The 19,286-nt window shown below is 64.2% G+C and carries 16 protein-coding genes and 1 tRNA gene; 14 read left to right on the top strand and 3 right to left on the bottom strand.

All coding sequences use genetic code 11. From position 1 onward, the window contains the following. Window positions 1-14: 14 nt before the first annotated feature. Window positions 15-524 carry a GAF domain-containing protein gene (locus ABT392_RS13265; protein WP_395385569.1) on the bottom strand — a complete coding sequence of 170 codons (510 nt, stop codon included), beginning with the start codon at window positions 522-524 and terminating at the stop codon, window positions 15-17. 103 nt (window positions 525-627) lie between these two features. Here ABT392_RS13265 and ABT392_RS13260 point away from each other — a divergent pair, with 103 nt between their 5' ends. From ABT392_RS13260 to ABT392_RS13195, 14 genes are all read left to right on the top strand, one after another. Then, window positions 628-3,039 carry a Tex family protein gene (locus tag ABT392_RS13260; protein WP_395385570.1) on the top strand — a complete coding sequence of 804 codons (2,412 nt, stop codon included), beginning with the start codon at window positions 628-630 and terminating at the stop codon, window positions 3,037-3,039. A gap of 119 nt (window positions 3,040-3,158) precedes the next feature. Further along, complete coding sequence (locus ABT392_RS13255; RefSeq protein WP_395385571.1) at window positions 3,159-5,357, top strand: TonB-dependent receptor plug domain-containing protein; 2,199 nt, start codon at window positions 3,159-3,161, stop codon at window positions 5,355-5,357. 23 nt (window positions 5,358-5,380) lie between these two features. After that, complete coding sequence (locus tag ABT392_RS13250; RefSeq protein ID WP_395385572.1) at window positions 5,381-6,451, top strand: patatin-like phospholipase family protein; 1,071 nt, start codon at window positions 5,381-5,383, stop codon at window positions 6,449-6,451. Window positions 6,452-6,659: 208 nt separating this feature from the next. Then, window positions 6,660-8,567, top strand: coding sequence for a threonine--tRNA ligase (gene thrS, locus ABT392_RS13245; RefSeq protein WP_334276306.1), 1,908 nt, complete (start codon window positions 6,660-6,662; stop codon window positions 8,565-8,567). Window positions 8,568-8,637: 70 nt separating this feature from the next. Further along, window positions 8,638-9,183: a translation initiation factor IF-3 gene (infC, locus tag ABT392_RS13240; RefSeq protein ID WP_334276487.1), complete on the top strand. Its 546-nt coding sequence runs from the start codon at window positions 8,638-8,640 to the stop codon at window positions 9,181-9,183. A gap of 123 nt (window positions 9,184-9,306) precedes the next feature. Further along, window positions 9,307-9,510: a 50S ribosomal protein L35 gene (gene rpmI / locus ABT392_RS13235; RefSeq protein WP_282823763.1), complete on the top strand. Its 204-nt coding sequence runs from the start codon at window positions 9,307-9,309 to the stop codon at window positions 9,508-9,510. Between the two features lie 29 nt (window positions 9,511-9,539). After that, window positions 9,540-9,896, top strand: coding sequence for a 50S ribosomal protein L20 (rplT, locus tag ABT392_RS13230; RefSeq protein ID WP_334276305.1), 357 nt, complete (start codon window positions 9,540-9,542; stop codon window positions 9,894-9,896). Window positions 9,897-10,025: 129 nt separating this feature from the next. Beyond that, entirely contained in the window at window positions 10,026-11,063 is a 1,038-nt protein-coding gene (pheS, locus tag ABT392_RS13225; RefSeq protein ID WP_334276304.1) for a phenylalanine--tRNA ligase subunit alpha, read from the top strand. A gap of 44 nt (window positions 11,064-11,107) precedes the next feature. Further along, a complete protein-coding gene (gene pheT / locus ABT392_RS13220; protein WP_395385573.1) occupies window positions 11,108-13,522 on the top strand; it encodes a phenylalanine--tRNA ligase subunit beta in 2,415 nt (804 codons plus the stop codon). A 29-nt stretch (window positions 13,523-13,551) separates the two neighbouring features. Then, window positions 13,552-13,926 carry an integration host factor subunit alpha gene (locus ABT392_RS13215; RefSeq protein ID WP_334276302.1) on the top strand — a complete coding sequence of 125 codons (375 nt, stop codon included), beginning with the start codon at window positions 13,552-13,554 and terminating at the stop codon, window positions 13,924-13,926. 34 nt (window positions 13,927-13,960) lie between these two features. Further along, window positions 13,961-14,365, top strand: a complete 405-nt coding sequence (locus ABT392_RS13210) for a MerR family transcriptional regulator (protein ID WP_334276301.1) — start codon at window positions 13,961-13,963, stop codon at window positions 14,363-14,365. Between the two features lie 37 nt (window positions 14,366-14,402). Further along, window positions 14,403-14,479, top strand: a tRNA-Pro gene (locus ABT392_RS13205). A gap of 99 nt (window positions 14,480-14,578) precedes the next feature. Further along, window positions 14,579-15,199, top strand: a complete 621-nt coding sequence (mobA, locus tag ABT392_RS13200; RefSeq protein ID WP_395385574.1) for a molybdenum cofactor guanylyltransferase MobA — start codon at window positions 14,579-14,581, stop codon at window positions 15,197-15,199. 93 nt (window positions 15,200-15,292) lie between these two features. Next, the gene (locus tag ABT392_RS13195) at window positions 15,293-16,105 is read left to right on the top strand and encodes a hypothetical protein (protein WP_334276299.1); all 813 of its coding nucleotides are present in this window, start codon (window positions 15,293-15,295) and stop codon (window positions 16,103-16,105) included. Window positions 16,106-16,117: 12 nt separating this feature from the next. Here the strand turns inward: ABT392_RS13195 and ABT392_RS13190 are convergent, their stop codons facing one another. Both ABT392_RS13190 and ABT392_RS13185 read right to left on the bottom strand, forming a co-directional pair. Further along, window positions 16,118-16,945 carry a J domain-containing protein gene (locus ABT392_RS13190; RefSeq protein ID WP_334276298.1) on the bottom strand — a complete coding sequence of 276 codons (828 nt, stop codon included), beginning with the start codon at window positions 16,943-16,945 and terminating at the stop codon, window positions 16,118-16,120. A 109-nt stretch (window positions 16,946-17,054) separates the two neighbouring features. After that, the gene (locus ABT392_RS13185) at window positions 17,055-19,235 is read right to left on the bottom strand and encodes a sodium-translocating pyrophosphatase (RefSeq protein ID WP_395385575.1); all 2,181 of its coding nucleotides are present in this window, start codon (window positions 19,233-19,235) and stop codon (window positions 17,055-17,057) included. Between the last annotated feature and the right edge of the window lie 51 nt (window positions 19,236-19,286).

Here is a 19,286-nt window from a genome sequence, read left to right as displayed (position 1 = left end):
GCGGCTGGCCGGCTTCAGCCGGCGGCCTTCCTCAGCGCATAGCCGAGCAGGGTGCCGACCTGGCGCAGGTACTCGACGTGCTCGGGCGTCCAGTCGAGGATGTCGGTGGTGTTCTCGCAGCAGAACAGGCCAAAAGGGGTGCCACCGATGTTGATGCCGACGTCGAGCAAGGAATAGATGCCAAGCGGCTCGAAGTAGATCTCGTTGAAGCAGCTGGTGATCGGATTGGCGCGGGCATCCCCTGCGACGATCAGGTTGTCGCGGCGCATGGCCTCGAAATAGGGGCCGAAGTCTTCCTCCTTCAGCACGGCGCCATTGGTCCACTTGGCATCCGTGCGGTCGTACAGGCTCAGGCACTCGATGCTCATGCGCAGTTCGGGATCCGGATAGCGCCAGAGGCTGGCGCGCGTGCAGCCCATTTCCTCTGCCAGGGTGCGCGTCAGCTGTTCATAGAACGCAGAGGAGGCCATGCCGCCGTCCATCAACTGCTTCGAGATGGCAAGAACCTTGGGCTTGTCAAACATCGGTTTCTCCTTGGGCTTCGAATGTGGCCCGCATGCGCGGGATCTGCGTAACTTGCCCTGTGGCAAACTCCCGCGCTTCCTCGTTTACCCGTACCTAGACGTTTTGGACAAGATTCTTCTGCAGTTGGCGGCCGAGCTGAAGGTCCGCCCCACCCAGGTCAATGCAGCCGTCGAGCTGCTCGACGGCGGCGCCACCGTTCCCTTCATCGCCCGCTACCGCAAGGAAGCCACCGAGGGCCTGGACGACATCCAGCTGCGCGAGCTGGAATCGCGCCTGGGCTATCTTCGCGAGCTCGAAGAGCGCCGCGCCGCGGTGCTCAAGAGCATCGACGAGCAGGGCAAGCTGACGCCTGAGCTGCGTGCAGCCATCGAGGCCGCGCCCACCAAGCAGGAGCTGGAAGACCTCTACCTGCCCTACAAGGTCAAGCGCCGAACCAAGGGCCTGATCGCCCGTGAGGCCGGCCTGGAGCCGCTGGCCGACAAACTGTTTGCCGACCCATCGCTCGACCCGATGGCCGAGGCGGCCGCTTTCCTGAACCCCGACGCCGGCTTCGCCGATGCGTTTGCCGTGCTGGACGGCGTGCGCGACCTGCTCAGCGAGCGCTGGGCTGAAGATGCCGTGCTGATCGGCAAGCTGCGCGAATGGCTGTGGGAAGAAGGCCTGTTCCAGTCCAAGCTGATGGACGGAAAGGACGAGAACAACCCGGACATCTCCAAGTTCCGCGACTACTTTGATTACGCCGAGCCGATCCGCACCGTGCCTTCGCACCGTGCGCTGGCCGTGTTCCGTGGCCGCACGCAGGAATTCCTCGATGCCAAGCTGAGCCTCGACGAAGTGCTGGTGCCGGGTCAGCCCGGTCTGGCCGAGGGCCGCATTGCTCGCCATCTGGGCTGGAGCCATGCGGGGATGCATCCGGCTTCGCCGGGGCATGCCCAGCCCACCCGGGGGGCAGCGAGCGCAGGGAGCGTGGGGGCTCCGATTCGCGCGAGCGACGAGTTGATCCGCAAGACCGTGGCCTGGACCTGGAAGGTCAAGCTGGCGATGAGCCTGGAGCGCGACCTGTTCTCGCGCCTGCGCGAAGCAGCGGAAGCCACCGCGATCAAGGTGTTTGCGGAGAACCTGCGCGACCTGCTGCTGGCCGCGCCGGCCGGCAAGCGTGTGGTGATGGGCCTGGACCCGGGCATCCGCACCGGCGTGAAGGTGGCTGTTGTCAGTGACACCGGCAAGGTGCTGGACACCAACACCGTCTATCCGCACGAGCCGCGCAAGGACTGGGAAGGTTCGCTGCATACGCTGGGCCGCCTGGTGGCCACGCATGGAGTGAACCTGATCGCGATCGGCAACGGCACAGCCAGCCGCGAGACCGACAAGCTGGCCGCCGACTTGATCAAGCGCATCCAGCAGATGGCGCCTGAGGTGAACATCGAGAAGGTCGTGGTCAGCGAGGCCGGTGCGTCGGTCTATTCGGCCTCCGAGTTCGCATCGAAGGAGTTGCCCGACCTGGACGTGAGCCTCCGGGGTGCCGTGTCCATCGCCCGCCGCCTGCAGGACCCGCTGGCGGAGCTGGTCAAGATCGACCCCAAGAGCATCGGCGTCGGCCAGTACCAGCATGACGTGAACCAGAGCGAGCTGGCCAAGACGCTGGACGCCGTGGTGGAAGACTGCGTGAACTCGGTGGGTGTGGACCTGAACACGGCGTCGGCGCCGCTGCTGTCCCGCGTGTCGGGCCTCTCGGCAGCCGTGGCAGCGAGCATCGTGCGCTGGCGCGATGCCAACGGCTCTTTCCGCAACCGCAAGCAGTTGCTTGACGTGACCGGCCTCGGCCCCAAGACCTTCGAGCAGGCGGCAGGCTTCCTCCGTATTCGTGACGGCGACAACCCGCTGGACCTCAGCGGCGTCCATCCGGAAACCTATCCTGTCGTGCAGCGCATGTTGACCCAGCTCGGCCGCCCCGCGACCGAGGTGCTGGGCAAGAGTGACGTGATACGCACGCTGCGCCCCGAGGCCTTTGCCGACGAGACATTCGGCGCCATCACCGTCAAGGACATCCTGGCCGAGCTGGAGAAGCCGGGCCGCGACCCGCGCCCGGACTTCAAGGTCGCGCGCTTCAACGACGGCGTCGAGGACATCAAGGACCTGACCGAAGGCATGGTGCTGGAAGGCACGGTCTCCAACGTTGCGCAGTTCGGTGCCTTCGTCGACCTGGGCGTGCACCAGGATGGGCTGGTCCACGTGAGCCAGCTGTCGAACAAGTTCGTCAATGATGCCCGCGAGGTGGTGAAGACCGGCGACATCGTCAAGGTCAGGGTGCTGGAGGTCGACCTGGCCCGCAAGCGCATTTCGCTGACGATGAAGCTGGATGCGGCGCCGCAAGCCCGAGGTGCCAAGAGCGCCGACAACAACTTCCGCCCCGCAGCGCGCAATGAGCGAGCCGGTGGCGGCGGCAAGGCGCAGGCGCCGGCAGCCGGCAATGCCATGGCCGAGGCTTTTGCCAAGCTGCAAGGACGCCGTTGACGTCGCCTGCTCGCGCTTGGGCACCGGATTCCTGCAACTGATCGCATCCAGCCTGACAGGGTTTACGAGTATCGATATCGTGCCGCCTCAGTTCAGACCCTCCCTTGGAGCAGTACATCTTGACCAATAAGAAACACGCCATTGCCGCCGCTTGCGCGCTGCTGACCTCTGCCGCCGCATTTGCCCAGGAAGGCCCGCAAGGCCCCGGCGACGGCCAGCCCCGCCCTGGCGCCAAGCTGGAACGGGTTGAAATCAGCGCTCGCCCGCAGAGCGATACGGACCTGCGCCGCAAGTCCCAGGTGGCCAAGCAGGTCTATGGCCGAGAGGAACTCGACAAGTTCGGCGATACCAATGTGGCCGATGTGCTCAAGCGCCTGCCGGGCGTCAACGTGTCGGGTGGTGCACCGCGCATGCGTGGCCTGGGCAGCGGCTACACGCTGATCCTGCTGAACGGCGACCCGGCGCCCCCGGGTTTCGACCTGACGCAGCTGGACCCGGCCCAGGTCGAGCGCATTGAAGTCACCAAGGGCCCTAGCGCCGACCAGAGCGCGCAGGCGGTTGCCGGTGCCATCAACATCATCCTGAAGGACGCGCCCAAGGTCACTCAGCGCGACCTGCGCCTGAACATGGGCTACAGCGCCGTGCGACCCAGCGTGTCCGGCTCCTACACCTATGGCGAGAAGAAGGGCGACCTGGGCTACACGCTGCCGATCTCGCTGTTCTCCTGGCGCAATCAGCAGGAGTCGACAACGACCCGCGCAGCTCAAGGTTCGAATGGCCAGCCCTCGGTGATCACCCAGCGCCTGGAACAGAACGGCTGGGGCAACGGCTGGAACTTCTCGCCGCGGATGAACTGGAAGATCAGCGACGAGGAGAACCTGACGGCCATGGCCTTCATGCAGCAGGGCCGCTGGCACTTCAACCCGGAGTACGAGACGATTCTCAAGTCGGGCCTGCCGAGCGAGGACTACAACAGCCGCAATATCGGCACCTTCCGGATGGCACGCGCCAACCTGCAGTACAACAACCAGCTGAGCGAAACGCGCCGTATCGAGCTCAAGGCGGGCGGTCAGGAAGTACACGGCACGTTCAACAACACGGTCTACGACAACCAGCAGCGAGGTTCGGTCGGCGACAACACCGACCGCAACCTCACCCAGGCCGGCAAGTTCGCGCAGGTCCTCAATGACGCGCACAGCCTTGCGCTGGGCTGGGACCTGGAATGGCGCAAGCGCGACGAGACACGCTTCGTGACCGTCGGCGGCAAGGCCCAGTTGCCGGGCGTTGATGGCCTGCCATTCGCTGCCACCATTCAGCGCCAGGCCTTCTTCATCCAGGACGACTGGGAGATTTCGCCGCAGTGGTCAGCCTATCTGGGCCTGCGCACCGAGCGCATCGTCACCGAGAGCGCCGCCGTGGGCGATGCCGAGCGCCGCAACACGAGCAGCGTCACGACGCCGCTCTTGCACATCAACTACAAGATCGACCCCAAGGGCCGTGACCTGATCCGCACCAGCCTGACGCGCAGCTACAAGGCACCCAACCTGAACCAGTTGCTGGCACGCCCGGCCATCTCGGGCCTGTACCCGGATCCGAACACGCCCAACACCTACCTGGCGCCTGACTTCATCGGCAACCCTGACCTCAAGCCCGAGCTGGCAACCGGTCTGGACGTTGCCTATGAGAAATACCTCAGCGGTGGCGGCATGATCAGCATCGGCGGCTTCTACCGCCGTGTGAACGACCTGATGCGCAACGTCACGACGCTCGAGGCTGCGGGCTCGGCCTTGAATGTGTCGAAGACGCAGGCGCGCTACGTCAATCATCCGACCAACTTCGCGCGTGCCGAGACGGCTGGCCTGGAGTTCGAGATCAAGGGCCGTGCCGGCGAATTGTTGCCCTCGGTCTTCGACGCCAAGCTGCCGCTGAACCTGCGGGCTTCGCTCAACTACTACAAGTCCAAGGTCCAGAATCTGCCCGGACCGGACAATCGCCTGGATGGCCAGCAGCCCTGGTCGATCACGGGTGGTTTCGATTACCGCCTGACGGGCCTGCCGGTGAGCATGGGTGCGAACCTGAGCTTCACGCCCGGCTACCTGACGACGCAGACCTTGACGCAGTCGATGGAGCAGACCCGCAGCCGTGGCTTCGACATGTTCGCGCAATGGACGCTCAGCCGCACCAGCTCGATCCGCATGTCGGCCAACAACCTGTGGCCGGTCGATACCCGTTCGACCACCTTCGTCACGAACGGCTACAGCCGTACTGAGCGTTATGGCCGCGCGCAGTTCGGCCTGTCGTGGGAGCAGAAGCTCTAAGCAGAGCATTTAGACTGCGGTGCATGCAAGCACTGCAAATCCATGCGGGCCCTCGGGCCCGCATTCGTTTGGCCGAACGCGGCCTGCGCGCCGACGACCTGCGCGTCATTCCCGCAGCGGCCGGCGGGCCCAAGGGCCTGATCCTCAACGGGCTTGATCGACACATCTTCGGCCCCTGGCTGGGCAGCAGCGCGCAGGACGTTCATCTGCTGGGAGCGTCGATAGGCGCCTGGCGCATGGCGACGGCCTGCCTGGGCAATGCCGAAGAAGAGTTTGCTCGGTTGGCCGTGGAGTACGCGCACCAGGACTACGAGCACGCACCGGGCAGGCCGCCCTCGGCAGCTTCGGTGTCTCGTGGCTTCGGCGCCAAGCTGGACGAGGTGTTTGGCGGGCGCGAGGCCCAGGTTCTGAGCCATCCGCGCTACCGCCTGCATCTCTTCACTTCACGTGGCCGGCATGTGCTCGCAAGGGAAGGGCGCCTGCGCACGCCGCTTGGATACTTCGGCGCCTTCGCAACCAATCTGGTCTCACGTCGGGCCATGGGCGCCTGGCTGGAGCGGGTCGTGTTCTCTGACCTGCGTTCGCCCTTGCCCATGCTCCTGAAGGACTATCGCAGCCGCCAGGTCGAACTCAGTCGTCGCAATCTGCTGCAGGCGCTGCTGGCCAGTTGCTCGATTCCCTTCTGGCTGAAGGCGGTGCATGACATCCCGGGCGCGCCGCGTGGTGCCTATTGGGATGGCGGCATCACCGACTATCACCTGCACCTCGACTACGCGCAGATGCTGGGCGACGGCATCGTGCTGTATCCGCATTTCCAGCGCAGCTTGGTGCCCGGCTGGCTGGACAAGGCCTTGAAGCATCGGCATGCGCCGAGCGCGTTTCTCGACAACGTGGTGGTGCTCGCGCCCAGCGAGGAATTCGTCAAGAGCCTGCCGCGCGCCAAGCTGCCGGATAGAGCCGATTTCCAGCATTACGGCGACGATGTGAATGCACGTGCGAGCGCCTGGCTGCGCGCCGTGCGTGAAGGCGAGCGGCTGCGCGATGAATTTGCCACACTGACCCAGAGCAGCTCGGTTCAGGCGCTGCCGCTTTGATTCGCTACAATCGGCGCTCCTCCAATCAGCAAGGATGAGAAAGGCGACCTGGTTATGACACCGCGAACTACGACCTCCACCACTCAGGTTTAGTCGGCCGCGGCTCGTCTCGTCTTTTTCATTTCATACCAAAAGCGCGGCAAGTGGCCGCGCTTTTTGTTTTTCGAGCCCCGATCCTCGAGTGATCGCCGGGCTTCAGGAGCTACCCATGATTTCGATTCAATTGCCCGACGGTTCCAAGCGCGAATTCGACTCGCCCGTCACGGTGGCGCAAGTCGCCGCCTCCATCGGCGCCGGCCTGGCCAAGGCTGCACTGGCCGGCCGCGTTGACGGCAAGCTGGTGGACACCAGCCATCTGATGGCGACGGACTCGCAACTCGCCATCGTCACCGACAAGGATGCCGATGGCCTGGAAGTCATCCGCCACTCGACAGCCCACTTGCTGGCCTATGCCGTGAAGGAGCTGTTTCCCGATGCCCAGGTCACTATCGGCCCGGTGATCGAGCATGGCTTCTTCTACGACTTCTCGTACAAGCGCCCCTTCACGCCGGAAGACCTGGCTGCTATCGAATCGAAGATGAACGAGCTCGCCAAGAAGGACGAGCAGGTCACGCGCACGGTGCTGCCGCGCGACGAGGCCGTGGCTTACTTCAAGAGCATCGGCGAGGCCTACAAGGCCGAGATCATCGCCAGCATCCCGGCGAACGAAGACGTCTCGCTGTATGCCGAAGGCAAGTTCACCGACCTGTGCCGCGGCCCGCACGTGCCTTCCACGGGCAAGCTCAAGCACTTCAAGCTGATGAAGGTGGCCGGCGCCTACTGGCGCGGCGACCACAACAACGAACAGCTGCAACGCATCTACGGCACGGCCTGGGCCACCAAGGACGACCTGCAGAAGTACCTGACGATGCTGGAGGAAGCCGAGAAGCGCGACCACCGCAAGCTCGGCAAGGAACTCGACCTGTTCCACATCGATGAGGTCTCTCCGGGCACGGTGTTCTGGCATCCCAAGGGCTGGACGGTCTGGCAGGAGGTGGAGCAGTACATGCGCCGCGTCTACCGCGAGAACGGCTACCTGGAGGTCAAGGGCCCGCAGATCCTGGACAAGAGCCTGTGGGAGAAGTCCGGCCACTGGGACAAGTACCGCGAGAACATGTTCACGACCGAGTCGGAGAAGCGTGACTATGCGCTGAAGCCGATGAACTGCCCCGGCCACATCCTGATCTTCAAGCAGGGCATCAAGAGCTACCGCGACCTGCCGCTGCGCTTCGGCGAGTTCGGCCAATGCCACCGCAACGAGCCCACGGGCGGCCTGCACGGCATCATGCGCGTGCGCGGCTTCACACAGGACGACGGTCACATCTTCTGCACTGAAGACATGATCCAGCAAGAGGTCACGACCTTCACGACACTCTTGCGCAAGGTCTACAAGGACTTCGGCTTCAACGAAATCCTGTTCAAGCTGTCGACGCGCCCCGAGAAGCGCATCGGCACCGAAGAGAGCTGGGACCGTGCCGAAGCGGCGCTGGCCGAAGGCCTGCGCGCTTCCGGTTGCGAGTTCGAGTACCTGCCGGGCGAGGGCGCCTTCTACGGTCCGAAGATCGAGTACACGCTGAAGGACGCACTGGGCCGCCAGTGGCAGTGCGGCACCATCCAGGTGGACCCGAACATGCCCGAGCGCCTGGACGCCGAGTTCGTCGGCGAAGACGGCTCGCGCCATCGCCCCATCATGCTGCACCGTGCCATCGTCGGCAGCCTGGAGCGTTTCATCGGCATCCTGATCGAGCAGCACTCCGGCGCGCTGCCGGCTTGGCTGTCGCCGACCCAGGTTGTCGTCGCCAATATCACGGATGCGCAGGCCGACTACGTGGCTGAGATCGTGAAATCGCTGCAAAAACAAGGGGTTAGAGTCTCGGCAGATTTGCGGAACGAGAAAATCACGTATAAAATCCGCGAGCATTCTTTGCAGAAGGTACCGTTCATCCTGGTCGTAGGCGACAAGGAGAAGGCAAACGGTGCCGTTGCAGTGCGCGCCCGAGGCAACCAAGACCTGGGTGTGATGTCACTGGCAGACTTCCAATCGAAGCTGTCGGAAGCCATCACCTCCAAGGCCTGATGAGGTTCGATCCAGGGCGCGCTTTCGTTCTTGTCGGGCCTCGCCTTGGGTCCATTGAAAGGTAAGCACCATCGCTACTTTTGCTGACCGTCGAGCTATTCCTGAGCGAAAGCATCGGCTGAACCGTGAAATTCTTGCTCCCGAAGTCCGCCTGAACGGCCCGGAAAATGAGCCCATTGGCGTCGTGAGCATCCAGGAAGCCCTGCGCATGGCGGGTGACCTGGACGTCGATCTGGTTGAAATCTCGCCCACCGCCAACCCGCCCGTGTGCCGGTTGATGGACTACGGCAAGTTCAAGTACATCGAGCAGAAGCGCGCGGCCGAAGCGAAGTCGAAGCAGAAGGTCATCGAGATCAAGGAAGTCAAGTTCCGCCCGGGTACGGACGAAGGCGACTACCAGATCAAGATGCGCAATCTGCGCCGCTTCATCGCCGAGGATGGTGACAAGGGCAAGGTGACGCTGCGTTACCGCGGCCGCGAAATCACCCACCAGGACATCGGCATGCGCCTGCTGGAGCGGATTCGCGACGAGCTGGCAGACGTGTCGGTGGTCGAGAACATGCCCAAGCTCGAAGGCCGGCAGATGATCATGGTGCTTGCACCAAAGAAGCGCTAAAGCGTTTCTGGCAGTTTCAGCCCGCCGATCTGGTCGTCGGCGGGCTTATTAGTCTCCTGAGGCCAAACAAGTGCAACGAGGAATCGGAGCCGCCCCAGGGACATACTTAAAAGGAGCACTAACATGCCCAAAATGAAGACCAAGAGCAGCGCGAAGAAGCGTTTTCGCGTTCGTCCGGGTGGTACCGTCAAGCGCGGTCAAGCGTTCAAGCGCCACATCCTGACCAAGAAGTCCACGAAGAACAAGCGCCAACTGCGCGGCACCGTGACCGTCCACGAAACCAACATGGGCCACATGGCTCAAATGTTGCCTTTCGCTGGCCTGTAATTCCACCATTTAACTAAAGGAGATTTAATATGCCTCGCGTTAAACGTGGTGTTACCGCTCGTGCCCGTCACAAGAAGGTCCTGGCTCTGGCCAAGGGCTTCCGTGGTCGTCGCAAGAATGTCTTCCGCATCGCCAAGCAGGCGGTGATGAAGGCAGGCCAATACGCCTACCGTGACCGTCGTGCCAAGAAGCGCGTGTTCCGTGCACTGTGGATTGCTCGTATCAACGCAGCAAGCCGCGGTCTGGGACTGACCTACAGCAAGTTTGTGGCTGGCCTGAAGAAGGCTCAGATCGACATTGACCGCAAGGTCCTGGCCGATCTCGCCGTCAACGATCCTGCTGGTTTTGCCAGCATCTTCGACAAGGTGAAGGCCGCTCTCGCTTAATTGCCCGTCTGCCGCCGCGAGCGGCAGCGGCAGCCCCGGTGCAAGCCGGGGCGCGCCCTTTAAAGGCCGAACACCTGTGGTGCTCGGCCTTTTCTTATTTGTTTCCCGAACTGAAACGATCGCCCCGCGATGAACGATCTCGATCAATTGCTGCAACAGGCGCAAGCGGAATTCGCCGCTGCTGCCACGCCCGCTGACCTGGAGAACGCCAAGGCGCGATTCATCGGCAAGTCCGGTCGCGTGACCGAGCTGATGAAAGGCCTGGCCGCATTGCCGATTGAAGAGAAAAAGACCCGCGGCGCGGAGATCAATGTCTTGAAGACCGGCATCGAAGCCGCTCTCGCTGCCCGTCGCCAGGCGCTGGCCGATGCCGAGTTGGCCATCCAATTGAAGGCTGAGGCGCTGGACGTGACGCTGCCCGGCCGCAACCGCGGCACCGGTGGCCTGCACCCGATCACCCGCGCCATGGAGCGCATCGAGGCCATCTTTGGCTCGATGGGCTTTGATGTGGCCGACGGTCCCGAGATCGAGAACGACTGGTTCAACTTCACGGCGCTGAACACGCCGGAAGACCACCCGGCCCGCTCGATGCACGACACCTTCTATATCGAAGGCGGCCATGTGCTGCGCACCCACACCAGCCCGATGCAGATCCGTCATGCGGTCCAGCATGTGAAGAAGCACAAGGCGCTGATCGATGCCGGCCTGCCCATGCCCGAGATCCGCGTGATTGCGCCGGGCCGCACCTACCGCGTCGACAGCGATGCCACGCATTCGCCGATGTTCCACCAGGTCGAAGGCCTGTGGGTTGGCGAGAACGTTTCGTTCAAGGACCTGAAGTCTGTCTATGTGAACTTCATGCACCAGTTCTTCGAGACGACGGACATGGACATCCGCTTCCGTCCGAGCTATTTCCCGTTCACCGAACCCAGTGCCGAGATCGACATGATGTTCGGCTCCGGCCCCTTGAAGGGCCGATGGCTGGAGGTGTCGGGCTCGGGCCAGGTGCATCCGCAGGTGATTCGCAATATGGGCCTGGACCCTGAGCGCTACATCGGCTTCGCTTTCGGCTCGGGCATCGATCGCCTGGCCATGCTGCGCTACGGCGTCAACGATTTGCGCCTGTTCTTTGACGGCGACCTGCGATTCTTGAGTCAGTTCAAGTGATCCGCAAGAACAACCCGCAAACGAACGCCTGAAGAGAACAGAACATGCAATTCCCCGAGTCCTGGCTGCGGAGCTTCTGCAACCCCGCACTGAACACCCAAGAGCTGGCCGAGCTGCTGACCATGTCCGGCCTGGAAGTCGAAGAGCTGCGCCCGGTGGCACCGCCTTTCCATGGCATCGTGGTCGCCGAAATCCTGTCGGCCGAGCAGCATCCTAATGCCGACAAGCTGCGCGTCTGCACGGTCAACGCTGGAGGCGCAGAGCCGCTGCAGATCGTCTGCGGCGCGCCGAATGCGCGTGCCGGCATTCGCGTTCCTCTGGCCACCATCGGCGCTGAACTGCCCCCGGGCGAAGACGGCAAGCCTTTCCAGATCGGCAAGGGGAAACTGCGCGGTGTGGAGAGCTTCGGCATGCTGTGCTCGGCCCGTGAGCTGAAGCTTTCCGAGGACCACGGTGGCCTGCTGGAGCTGGCCGCCGATGCGCCCATCGGCCAGAACATCCGCGAGCACCTGAAGCTCGACGACACGCTCTTCACGCTGAAGCTCACCCCCAATCTGGCGCATTGCCTGAGCGTCTACGGCGTCGCCCGGGAAGTCTCGGCGCTGACTGGCTCGCCACTCCTGAAGCCGGAATTCACGCCGGTTGCCGTCAAGCATGACGCGAAGCTGCCGGTGCGCATTGAAGCGGCTGATCTTTGCGGCCGCTTCTCCGGCCGCATCGTGCGCGGCGTCAATACCAAAGCGCAGACGCCGGCCTGGATGGTTGAGCGCCTGGCCCGTTGCGGCCAACGCTCGGTGTCGCCGCTGGTCGACATCTCGAACTATGTGATGTTCGAGTTCGGTCGCCCCAGCCACATCTTCGACCTCGACAAGATCCACGATGGCCTGACCGTGCGCTGGGCCAAGCAGGGCGAGGCGCTGAAGCTCCTGAACGGCAACACGATTGAGCTCGACGAGACGGTGGGCGTCATCGCCGATTCGAAGCAAGTGGAGTCGCTTGCCGGCATCATGGGTGGCGACGCCACGGCCGTGTCTGACGACACGCGGAACGTCTACGTCGAGGCCGCTTTCTGGTGGCCCAAGGCGGTCGCCGGCCGCTCGCGCAAGTTCAACTTCTCGACGGATGCTGGTCACCGCTTCGAGCGTGGTGTCGATCCGGCGCAGACGGTCGAACACATCGAGCGCATCACGCAGTTGATCGTCGACATCTGCGGTGGTGAAGCTGGCCCCATGGACGACCAGACGACGCAGTTGCCTGCCCGCAAGCCGGTCACGCTGCGCGTAGCCCGTGCCGCCAAGATCATCGGCATGCCGCTGACCCAGGCCCAATGCGCGACCGTGTTCCAGCGCCTCGGCCTCGACTACGTGGAAGGCGAGGGCACGCTGACGGTGACGCCCCCGAGCTGGCGTTTCGACATCCAGATCGAGGAAGACCTGGTCGAGGAGGTGATCCGCGTGCTGGGCTATCCGAACTTGCCGGACACGCCGCCGCTCGCGCCGGTGGTGGGCAAGGTGCGCTCGGAGTCGCGTGCCTCGGTGCATGCGCTGCGCCACGCGCTTGCCGGTCGCGACTATTTCGAGACCATCAACTTCAGCTTCGTCGAAGCGCGTTGGGAGCAGGAGCTGGCGGGCAATGCCAACCCGATCCAGCTCTTGAACCCGATTGCCGCGCCGCTGGCCGTGATGCGCACCAGCCTGATCGGCAGCCTGGTGCAGGTGTTGCGCTACAACCTGACCCGCAAGGCGCCGCGCGTGCGCGTGTTCGAGATCGGCCGTGTGTTCCTGCGTGACGCCTCCATCGTCGAGAGCGACAGCAGCATCGCCGGCGTGCGCCAGCCGATGCGCGTGGCCGCGCTGGCCTGGGGAGCTGCGGACCAATCGCAATGGTCGCAGCGTGATCGCCTGGTTGACTTCTTCGATGTGAAGGGCGACCTCGAAGCACTGTTTGCGCCGCGCCAATTGCAGTTCGTGGCCGCAGAGCATCCGGCCTTGCATCCGGGCCGCAGCGCACGCGTGCTGCTGGATGGCCAGGAGATCGGTGTCGTCGGCGAGCTGCATCCCAAGTGGCGCCAAGGCTATGAGCTGCCCTCGGCCCCGGTGCTGTTTGAGCTCGACCTCGATGCGGTGCTGAGCTTGACCCTGCCCAAGGGGCAGGGCGTGCAGCGCCAGCAGTCGGTGTTGCGTGACATCGCAGTCATCGTTGGCGAGCAGGTCACCCATGACGCGCTGATCAGCACCATTCAAGGCGCACAGGACGGCCTGGTCCGTTCCGCCAAGCTGTTCGATGTGTTCAAGCCCGCTCAGGCCAATGCCGAGATGCAGGCCGGGGAGCGCAGCATGGCAGTGCGTCTGGAACTGCTGGACGAAGAGACGACGCTGACCGATGAGCGCATCGAGCAGACCGTGGCCCGTGTGCTCGCGGCCCTGGGTGAGAAGCTCGGCGCACGTCTGCGCGGTTGATCGAGAACAGCGGAGGAGACCAAGAGACCATGAGCGACGACCAAGAAGACATCAAGCCCGCCGCGTTGAGCGTGCTCCTGCCCAGCCTTGAAACACCCACGCTGACCAAGGCCGAGCTGGCCGACCTGCTGTTCGACAAGCTCGGCCTGAACAAGCGTGAATCCAAGGACATGGTCGAAGCCTTCTTTGACATCATCCATGCGACCCTGGTGCGTGGCGACGATGTGAAGCTTTCGGGCTTTGGCAACTTCAACATCCGTCGCAAGGCGCCACGCCCGGGCCGCAACCCGCGCACCGGCGAATCGATCCCGATCAAGGCGCGCAATGTGGTCACGTTCCACGCCAGCCACAAGTTGAAATCCCAGGTACAAGGCGATGCACCTGCCGGGGAAGACTTCGAGTAGAGTCTGACCTCCCAACCTGAAGCCCTTGATTTCAATGGAGAAAGCGCTCCCAGCCATCCCAGCCAAACGCTACTTCACCATCGGTGAGGTGAGCGAGCTGTGCGGCGTGAAGCCCTATGTGCTTCGCTACTGGGAGCAGGAGTTCACACAGCTGCGCCCAATGAAGCGCCGCGGCAACCGGCGCTACTACCAGCATCATGAGGTGCTGCTGATCCGGCGCATCCGTGACCTGCTGTACGACCAGGGCTTCACGATCAGCGGGGCCCGCAATCAGCTCTCCGATCTGGGCGCCGCGCGCATGGAAGCGCTGCAGGACTTCGAGCCCGATGCCGATTTCGGCGAACCTGTCGAGGTGGCGGCACCGCACAGCGGCGAGCAGATGTCGATGGGCCAGCTCCGGCAGGAGCTCAAGGCGATTCGCGAGACGCTGCTCCTCTGAGGGAGCGAAAAAATCGTATATACTCTCGCTCTTCAGTCGGGGCGTAGCGCAGCCTGGTAGCGCACTTGCATGGGGTGCAAGGGGTCGCGAGTTCGAATCCCGCCGTCCCGACCACTGAATAGCGAGAAATCCGAAGGGCCTGATGTGCAAGCATCAGGCCCTTTTCTCCTTCTTGGGCCTGTTGTACAAGATCGCCTGCAGCGCTTCTGAACCATGTCAACCGGACTTGATCCTTCGCTGATTACCGGTCTCCTCCTTGCCGGCGGCCAGGGCAGCCGCATGGGCGGCGTGGACAAGGGCATGCTGCCCTTCCGCGGGCACACGCTGGCGCAGAACGCGCTGGCCCGACTGGCGCCTCAGGTCGGCCCCTTGCTGATCAATGCGAATCGCAACCTGAAGGCTTATGCGAGCTTTGGTGTGCCGGTCTGCAGCGACGCTGAGGCAGACTTCCTCGGCCCGCTGGCGGGCTTTCTGAGCGGCCTGGACCGCTGTCGCACGCCTTATCTGGCCACCGTGCCTTGCGACACGCCGAACTTCCCTCTGGACATGGTGGCGCGCCTGGCACGTGCGCTGCAGGAGGCTGGTGCGGAGATTGCCATGGTTGTCACTCGCGACGGAAGTGGCAAGGTGCAGCGTCAGCCGGTGTTCTGCCTGATGAAGGCCAGCGTGCAGGCCGGCCTCGAAGACTATGTGGTCAGCGGTCGACGCAAGATCGAGGCTTGGGCCTGCGCGCAGGAATGTGTCGAAGTGATGTTCGAAGATGCGGCCGCATTTGCCAACGCCAATACGGCCGAGGAACTGCAGGCCCTGCAGCTGCGGCAGGGCGAGCGATAGGTGCAGTGAAGCAGCCCGAGCCACCCGTGAGTTAGGGATGCGCGCCCGGGCCGGGCTGGCCGATGCTTGCCGGACTTTCCTGGAGCCCGCGACATGCCCGCATTGACCACAGCCCTGCGCAACGAGTATCAGCAGCTGTTCGACAGCTGCCAGATCCTGCCCGAGCGCCAGGCGCTCGTGAATCAGATGACGCAGCAACTGCGCAATGCTGAGGCCCGCTATCGCGGCGTTGCCGACCCGCTTGGCATTCCCTGGTACGTGGTGGCCGTCCTGCATGCGATGGAAGGCGGGCTCGACTTCAAGCGCCATCTGCACAACGGCGATCCTCTGGCCGAGCGCACGGTGCAGGTGCCCGCCGGCCGGCCCAAGGTTGGCACGCCGCCGTTCACCTGGGAGCAGAGCGCCAATGACGCCTTGCGGCTGGACAGGTACGACAGCTGGTCCGACTGGAGTGTGCCGGGCATTCTCTACAAATGGGAGGGCTACAACGGCTGGGGCTATCGCAGCTACCACCCCGAGTGCAAATCGCCCTACCTGTGGAGCATGAGCAGCCACTACAGCCGCGGCAAGTATGTGGCTGACGGCACCTGGTCGCCCACGGCGGTCAGCAAGCAGGTGGGGGCGGCGGCCTTGCTGCGCCGGCTGGCGGAGCTGGGGCTGGTCGATGCGCCGTCGTTCGCCTCAACCGCGAACGACGCCCAACTGGCCAGGGCGCTGGCCAAGAGCAGCGCGGCACTGCGCTATTCGCCCGCCAAGGTCTTGCCGGGTGCGCTGGAGTTGCAGCAGTTCCTGAACCGCTTTCCAGGCATCTTTCTGCGCGAGGATGGCAAGCTGGGTGACCGTAGTTCCGAAGCCTTCCAGCAGGTCTTCGGCCACTATCTGCAGGGCGACCCGCGCGACGCCTGAGGCGAGCGCGAGTCAGGCCTCGAGACGGGTGCGGCGCTCGCTCAGAAAGCTCTGCGCCAGGGCGGTGCCGGGCTGCAGCCGCTGGCCGATATAGAGTTCGCGGCGGCGCTCCGAGATCTGGGTGCGCAGGCGGTTGGCCATCACCGTCAGCGGGCGCAGGCCCTTGGTCTCGGCCTTGCTGACGGCCTGCCAGAGCCGGTTCAGAGGGTGCTCCTGAAGCTGCCGTTGGCGTAGCTGCACGACGCCCAGCCGCTCCTGCACGATGTGCTCGGCTCGGCGCAGCCAGTCGAGGCGCGGCTGCATGTTCTCGCCAGTCACACGTACGGCGTCTTCGCCGGCGGCGATCAGGAGGTTCTCCAGTGCCTGGCGATCCTCGCGGGCATAGGCATCGTTGACCGCCATCATGCTGACCAGGCTGCGCTGGCGATCAGGCTCGCCGAGCACGCGATCAGGGTGCAGACGCATGGCGGCACGCCGGTAGAGTTGCTTCAAGCTCGGCGGTTCGCCAGGCGCGCCGGAGGCGGCAGGCTCAGGCGGCAAGCCCGGCGGAGGCGGCAAGGGCGAGGCCAGTGCCGGCATGGCGGCGTGGGTTATTTTCGGGGGTGGCGCGATGTCGGTGCCACCCAGGCCCAGCACGATGCGCTGCAGCTGGCCCTCGACATGCTCCAGCTCCTGATAGAGCGAGCCCAGCTCGCCCTGGTAGCGGTGCATGAACTGCAGGAGCGTGGCACGCAGCAGCTGGAAGTCCTGTTCCTGGATCGTCAGGTAGCGGCGCATGTCGGCCAGCGCATTCTGGCGGCGAGCCAGCGCGTGGCGCGACAGGGCCAGGCCTTCATTCATCACGCAGGGCTCTCCAGGACATGGGTCGTATTTTCACCTGAGAACAAGGGCCCAGAAATAGATACAGCCCCTAGAAGGGGCTGTTCGGTTCGGATCAGGCGACAGCTGGTTACTGCGAGGCGCCCGAAGCGGGTTCTGCCGGGGCCATCGGTGCGGAAGCCGCTTCCATGGCCGCAGGCGCGCTGGCCGTGGCCGCAACCGGCTCGTGCGTAGCCGCCTTGGTGTTGGCAGCCGTCATCGGCAGCAGCGGCACGATCAGCAGCGCCACGATGTTGATGATCTTGATCAAAGGGTTCACTGCCGGGCCGGCCGTGTCCTTGTACGGGTCACCCACGGTGTCGCCGGTCACGGCAGCCTTGTGGGCTTCGCTGCCCTTGCCGCCATGGTGGCCGTCTTCGATGTACTTCTTGGCGTTGTCCCAGGCGCCGCCGCCGGTGCACATCGAGATGGCCACGAACAGGCCGGTCACGATGGTGCCCATCAGCAGTCCGCCGAGCGCTGCCGGGCCGAGGGCCAGGCCGACGATCACCGGCACGACCACGGGCAGCAGCGAAGGCACGATCATTTCCTTGATCGCCGCCGTGGTCAGCATGTCCACGGCCTTGCCGTATTCGGGCTTGCCCGAGCCGTCCATGATGCCCTTGATGTCGCGGAACTGGCGGCGCACTTCCACCACCACCGAGCCGGCTGCGCGGCCCACGGCTTCCATGGCCATGGCACCGAACAGGTAGGGAATCAGGCCGCCGATGAAGAGGCCCACGATCACGTTCGGATCGCTCAGGTCAAACGCCACCGAGAAACCGCGGCCTTCCAGCGAGTGGGTGTAGTCGGCGAAGAGCACCAGGGCAGCCAGGCCGGCGGAGCCGATGGCATAGCCCTTGGTCACGGCCTTGGTGGTGTTGCCCACGGCGTCCAGCGGATCGGTGATCGCGCGCACGCTGTCCGGCAGCTCGGCCATTTCGGCGATGCCGCCGGCGTTGTCGGTGATCGGTCCGTAGGCGTCCAGGGCCACGACGATGCCGGCCATGCTCAGCATCGAGGTGGCTGCAACAGCGATGGCGTACAGGCCGCCCAGCTGGTAGGCCACCAGGATGGCCACGCAGACGAACAGCACCGGCCAGGCGGTGGAGCGCATCGAGACGCCCAGGCCGGCAATGATGTTGGTGCCGTGGCCGGTTGTCGAGGCTTCAGCGATATGCTGCACCGGCTTGTACTGCGTGCCGGTGTAGTACTCGGTGATCCAGACCATCGCGGCGGTCAGCACCAGGCCGACGGCGCAGGCACCGAACAGAGCGTTGGCCGAAACCATGGCGCCACTGGCGAGCGTCAGGCCCTGCGGGAAGAGCGCGGTGGTGATGAAGTAGAACGCGATCAGCGAGAGCACGCCTGCCACGGCCAGGCCCTTGTAGAGCGCCGGCATCACGTTCTTCATGCCCGGCGAGGCCTTGACCATGCTGCAGCCGATGATGGAAGCCAGGATGGATACGCCGCCCAGCACCAGCGGATAGATCAAGGCGTTGATCGTGCCTGCGCCCGCGACCATCAGCGCGCCCAGCGCCATCGTGGCGATCAGGGTCACGGCATAGGTCTCGAACAGGTCGGCCGCCATGCCGGCGCAGTCGCCGACGTTGTCGCCGACGTTGTCGGCGATCACGGCGGGGTTGCGCGGGTCGTCCTCGGGAATGCCGGCTTCCACCTTGCCCACCAGGTCGGCGCCGACGTCAGCGCCCTTGGTGAAGATGCCGCCACCCAGACGGGCAAAGATCGAGATCAGCGACGAGCCGAAGGCAAAGCCCAGCAGAGGCTTCAGCGTGGTCGGGTCGATGTGCTTGCCGCCCTCGCTGATGTGCCAGAAGAACAGGCCGACGCCCAGCAGGCCCAGGCCCACGACCAGCATGCCGGTGATGGCGCCGCCCTTGAAGGCAACGCTCAAGGCCGGCGCCATGCCCTTGGTGGCGGCCTGCGCCGTGCGCACATTGGCCCGCACCGACACATTCATGCCGATGAAGCCACAGGCGCCCGAAAGAACCGCGCCGATGACGAAGCCCACGGCGGTGGTCATGCCCAGGAAGTAGGCGATCGGAAGGGCCAGCACGACGCCGACGATGGCAATCGTCTTGTACTGGCGTGCCAGATAAGCAGCGGCGCCCTGCTGGATCGCAGCTGCGATCTCCTGCATGCGGGGATTGCCAGCGTCCTGACTCAGGATCCAGCTGCGTTGAACAAAGCCATATATGACTGCGGCGACGCCACAGGCCAGCGCGAAGTACAGCGCTACATCTGTCGACATGTACATGTCTCCTCGGTTGTCTCTGCCGTTGTGAATTCACGCCTGCAGCCA

The organism is Paucibacter sp. JuS9 (genome assembly GCF_044043925.2).
Taxonomy (GTDB): domain Bacteria; phylum Pseudomonadota; class Gammaproteobacteria; order Burkholderiales; family Burkholderiaceae_C; genus JAUASW01.
Note: the sequence above shows the minus strand (reverse complement) of the source record. Positions and strands in the feature narration are given on the sequence as shown.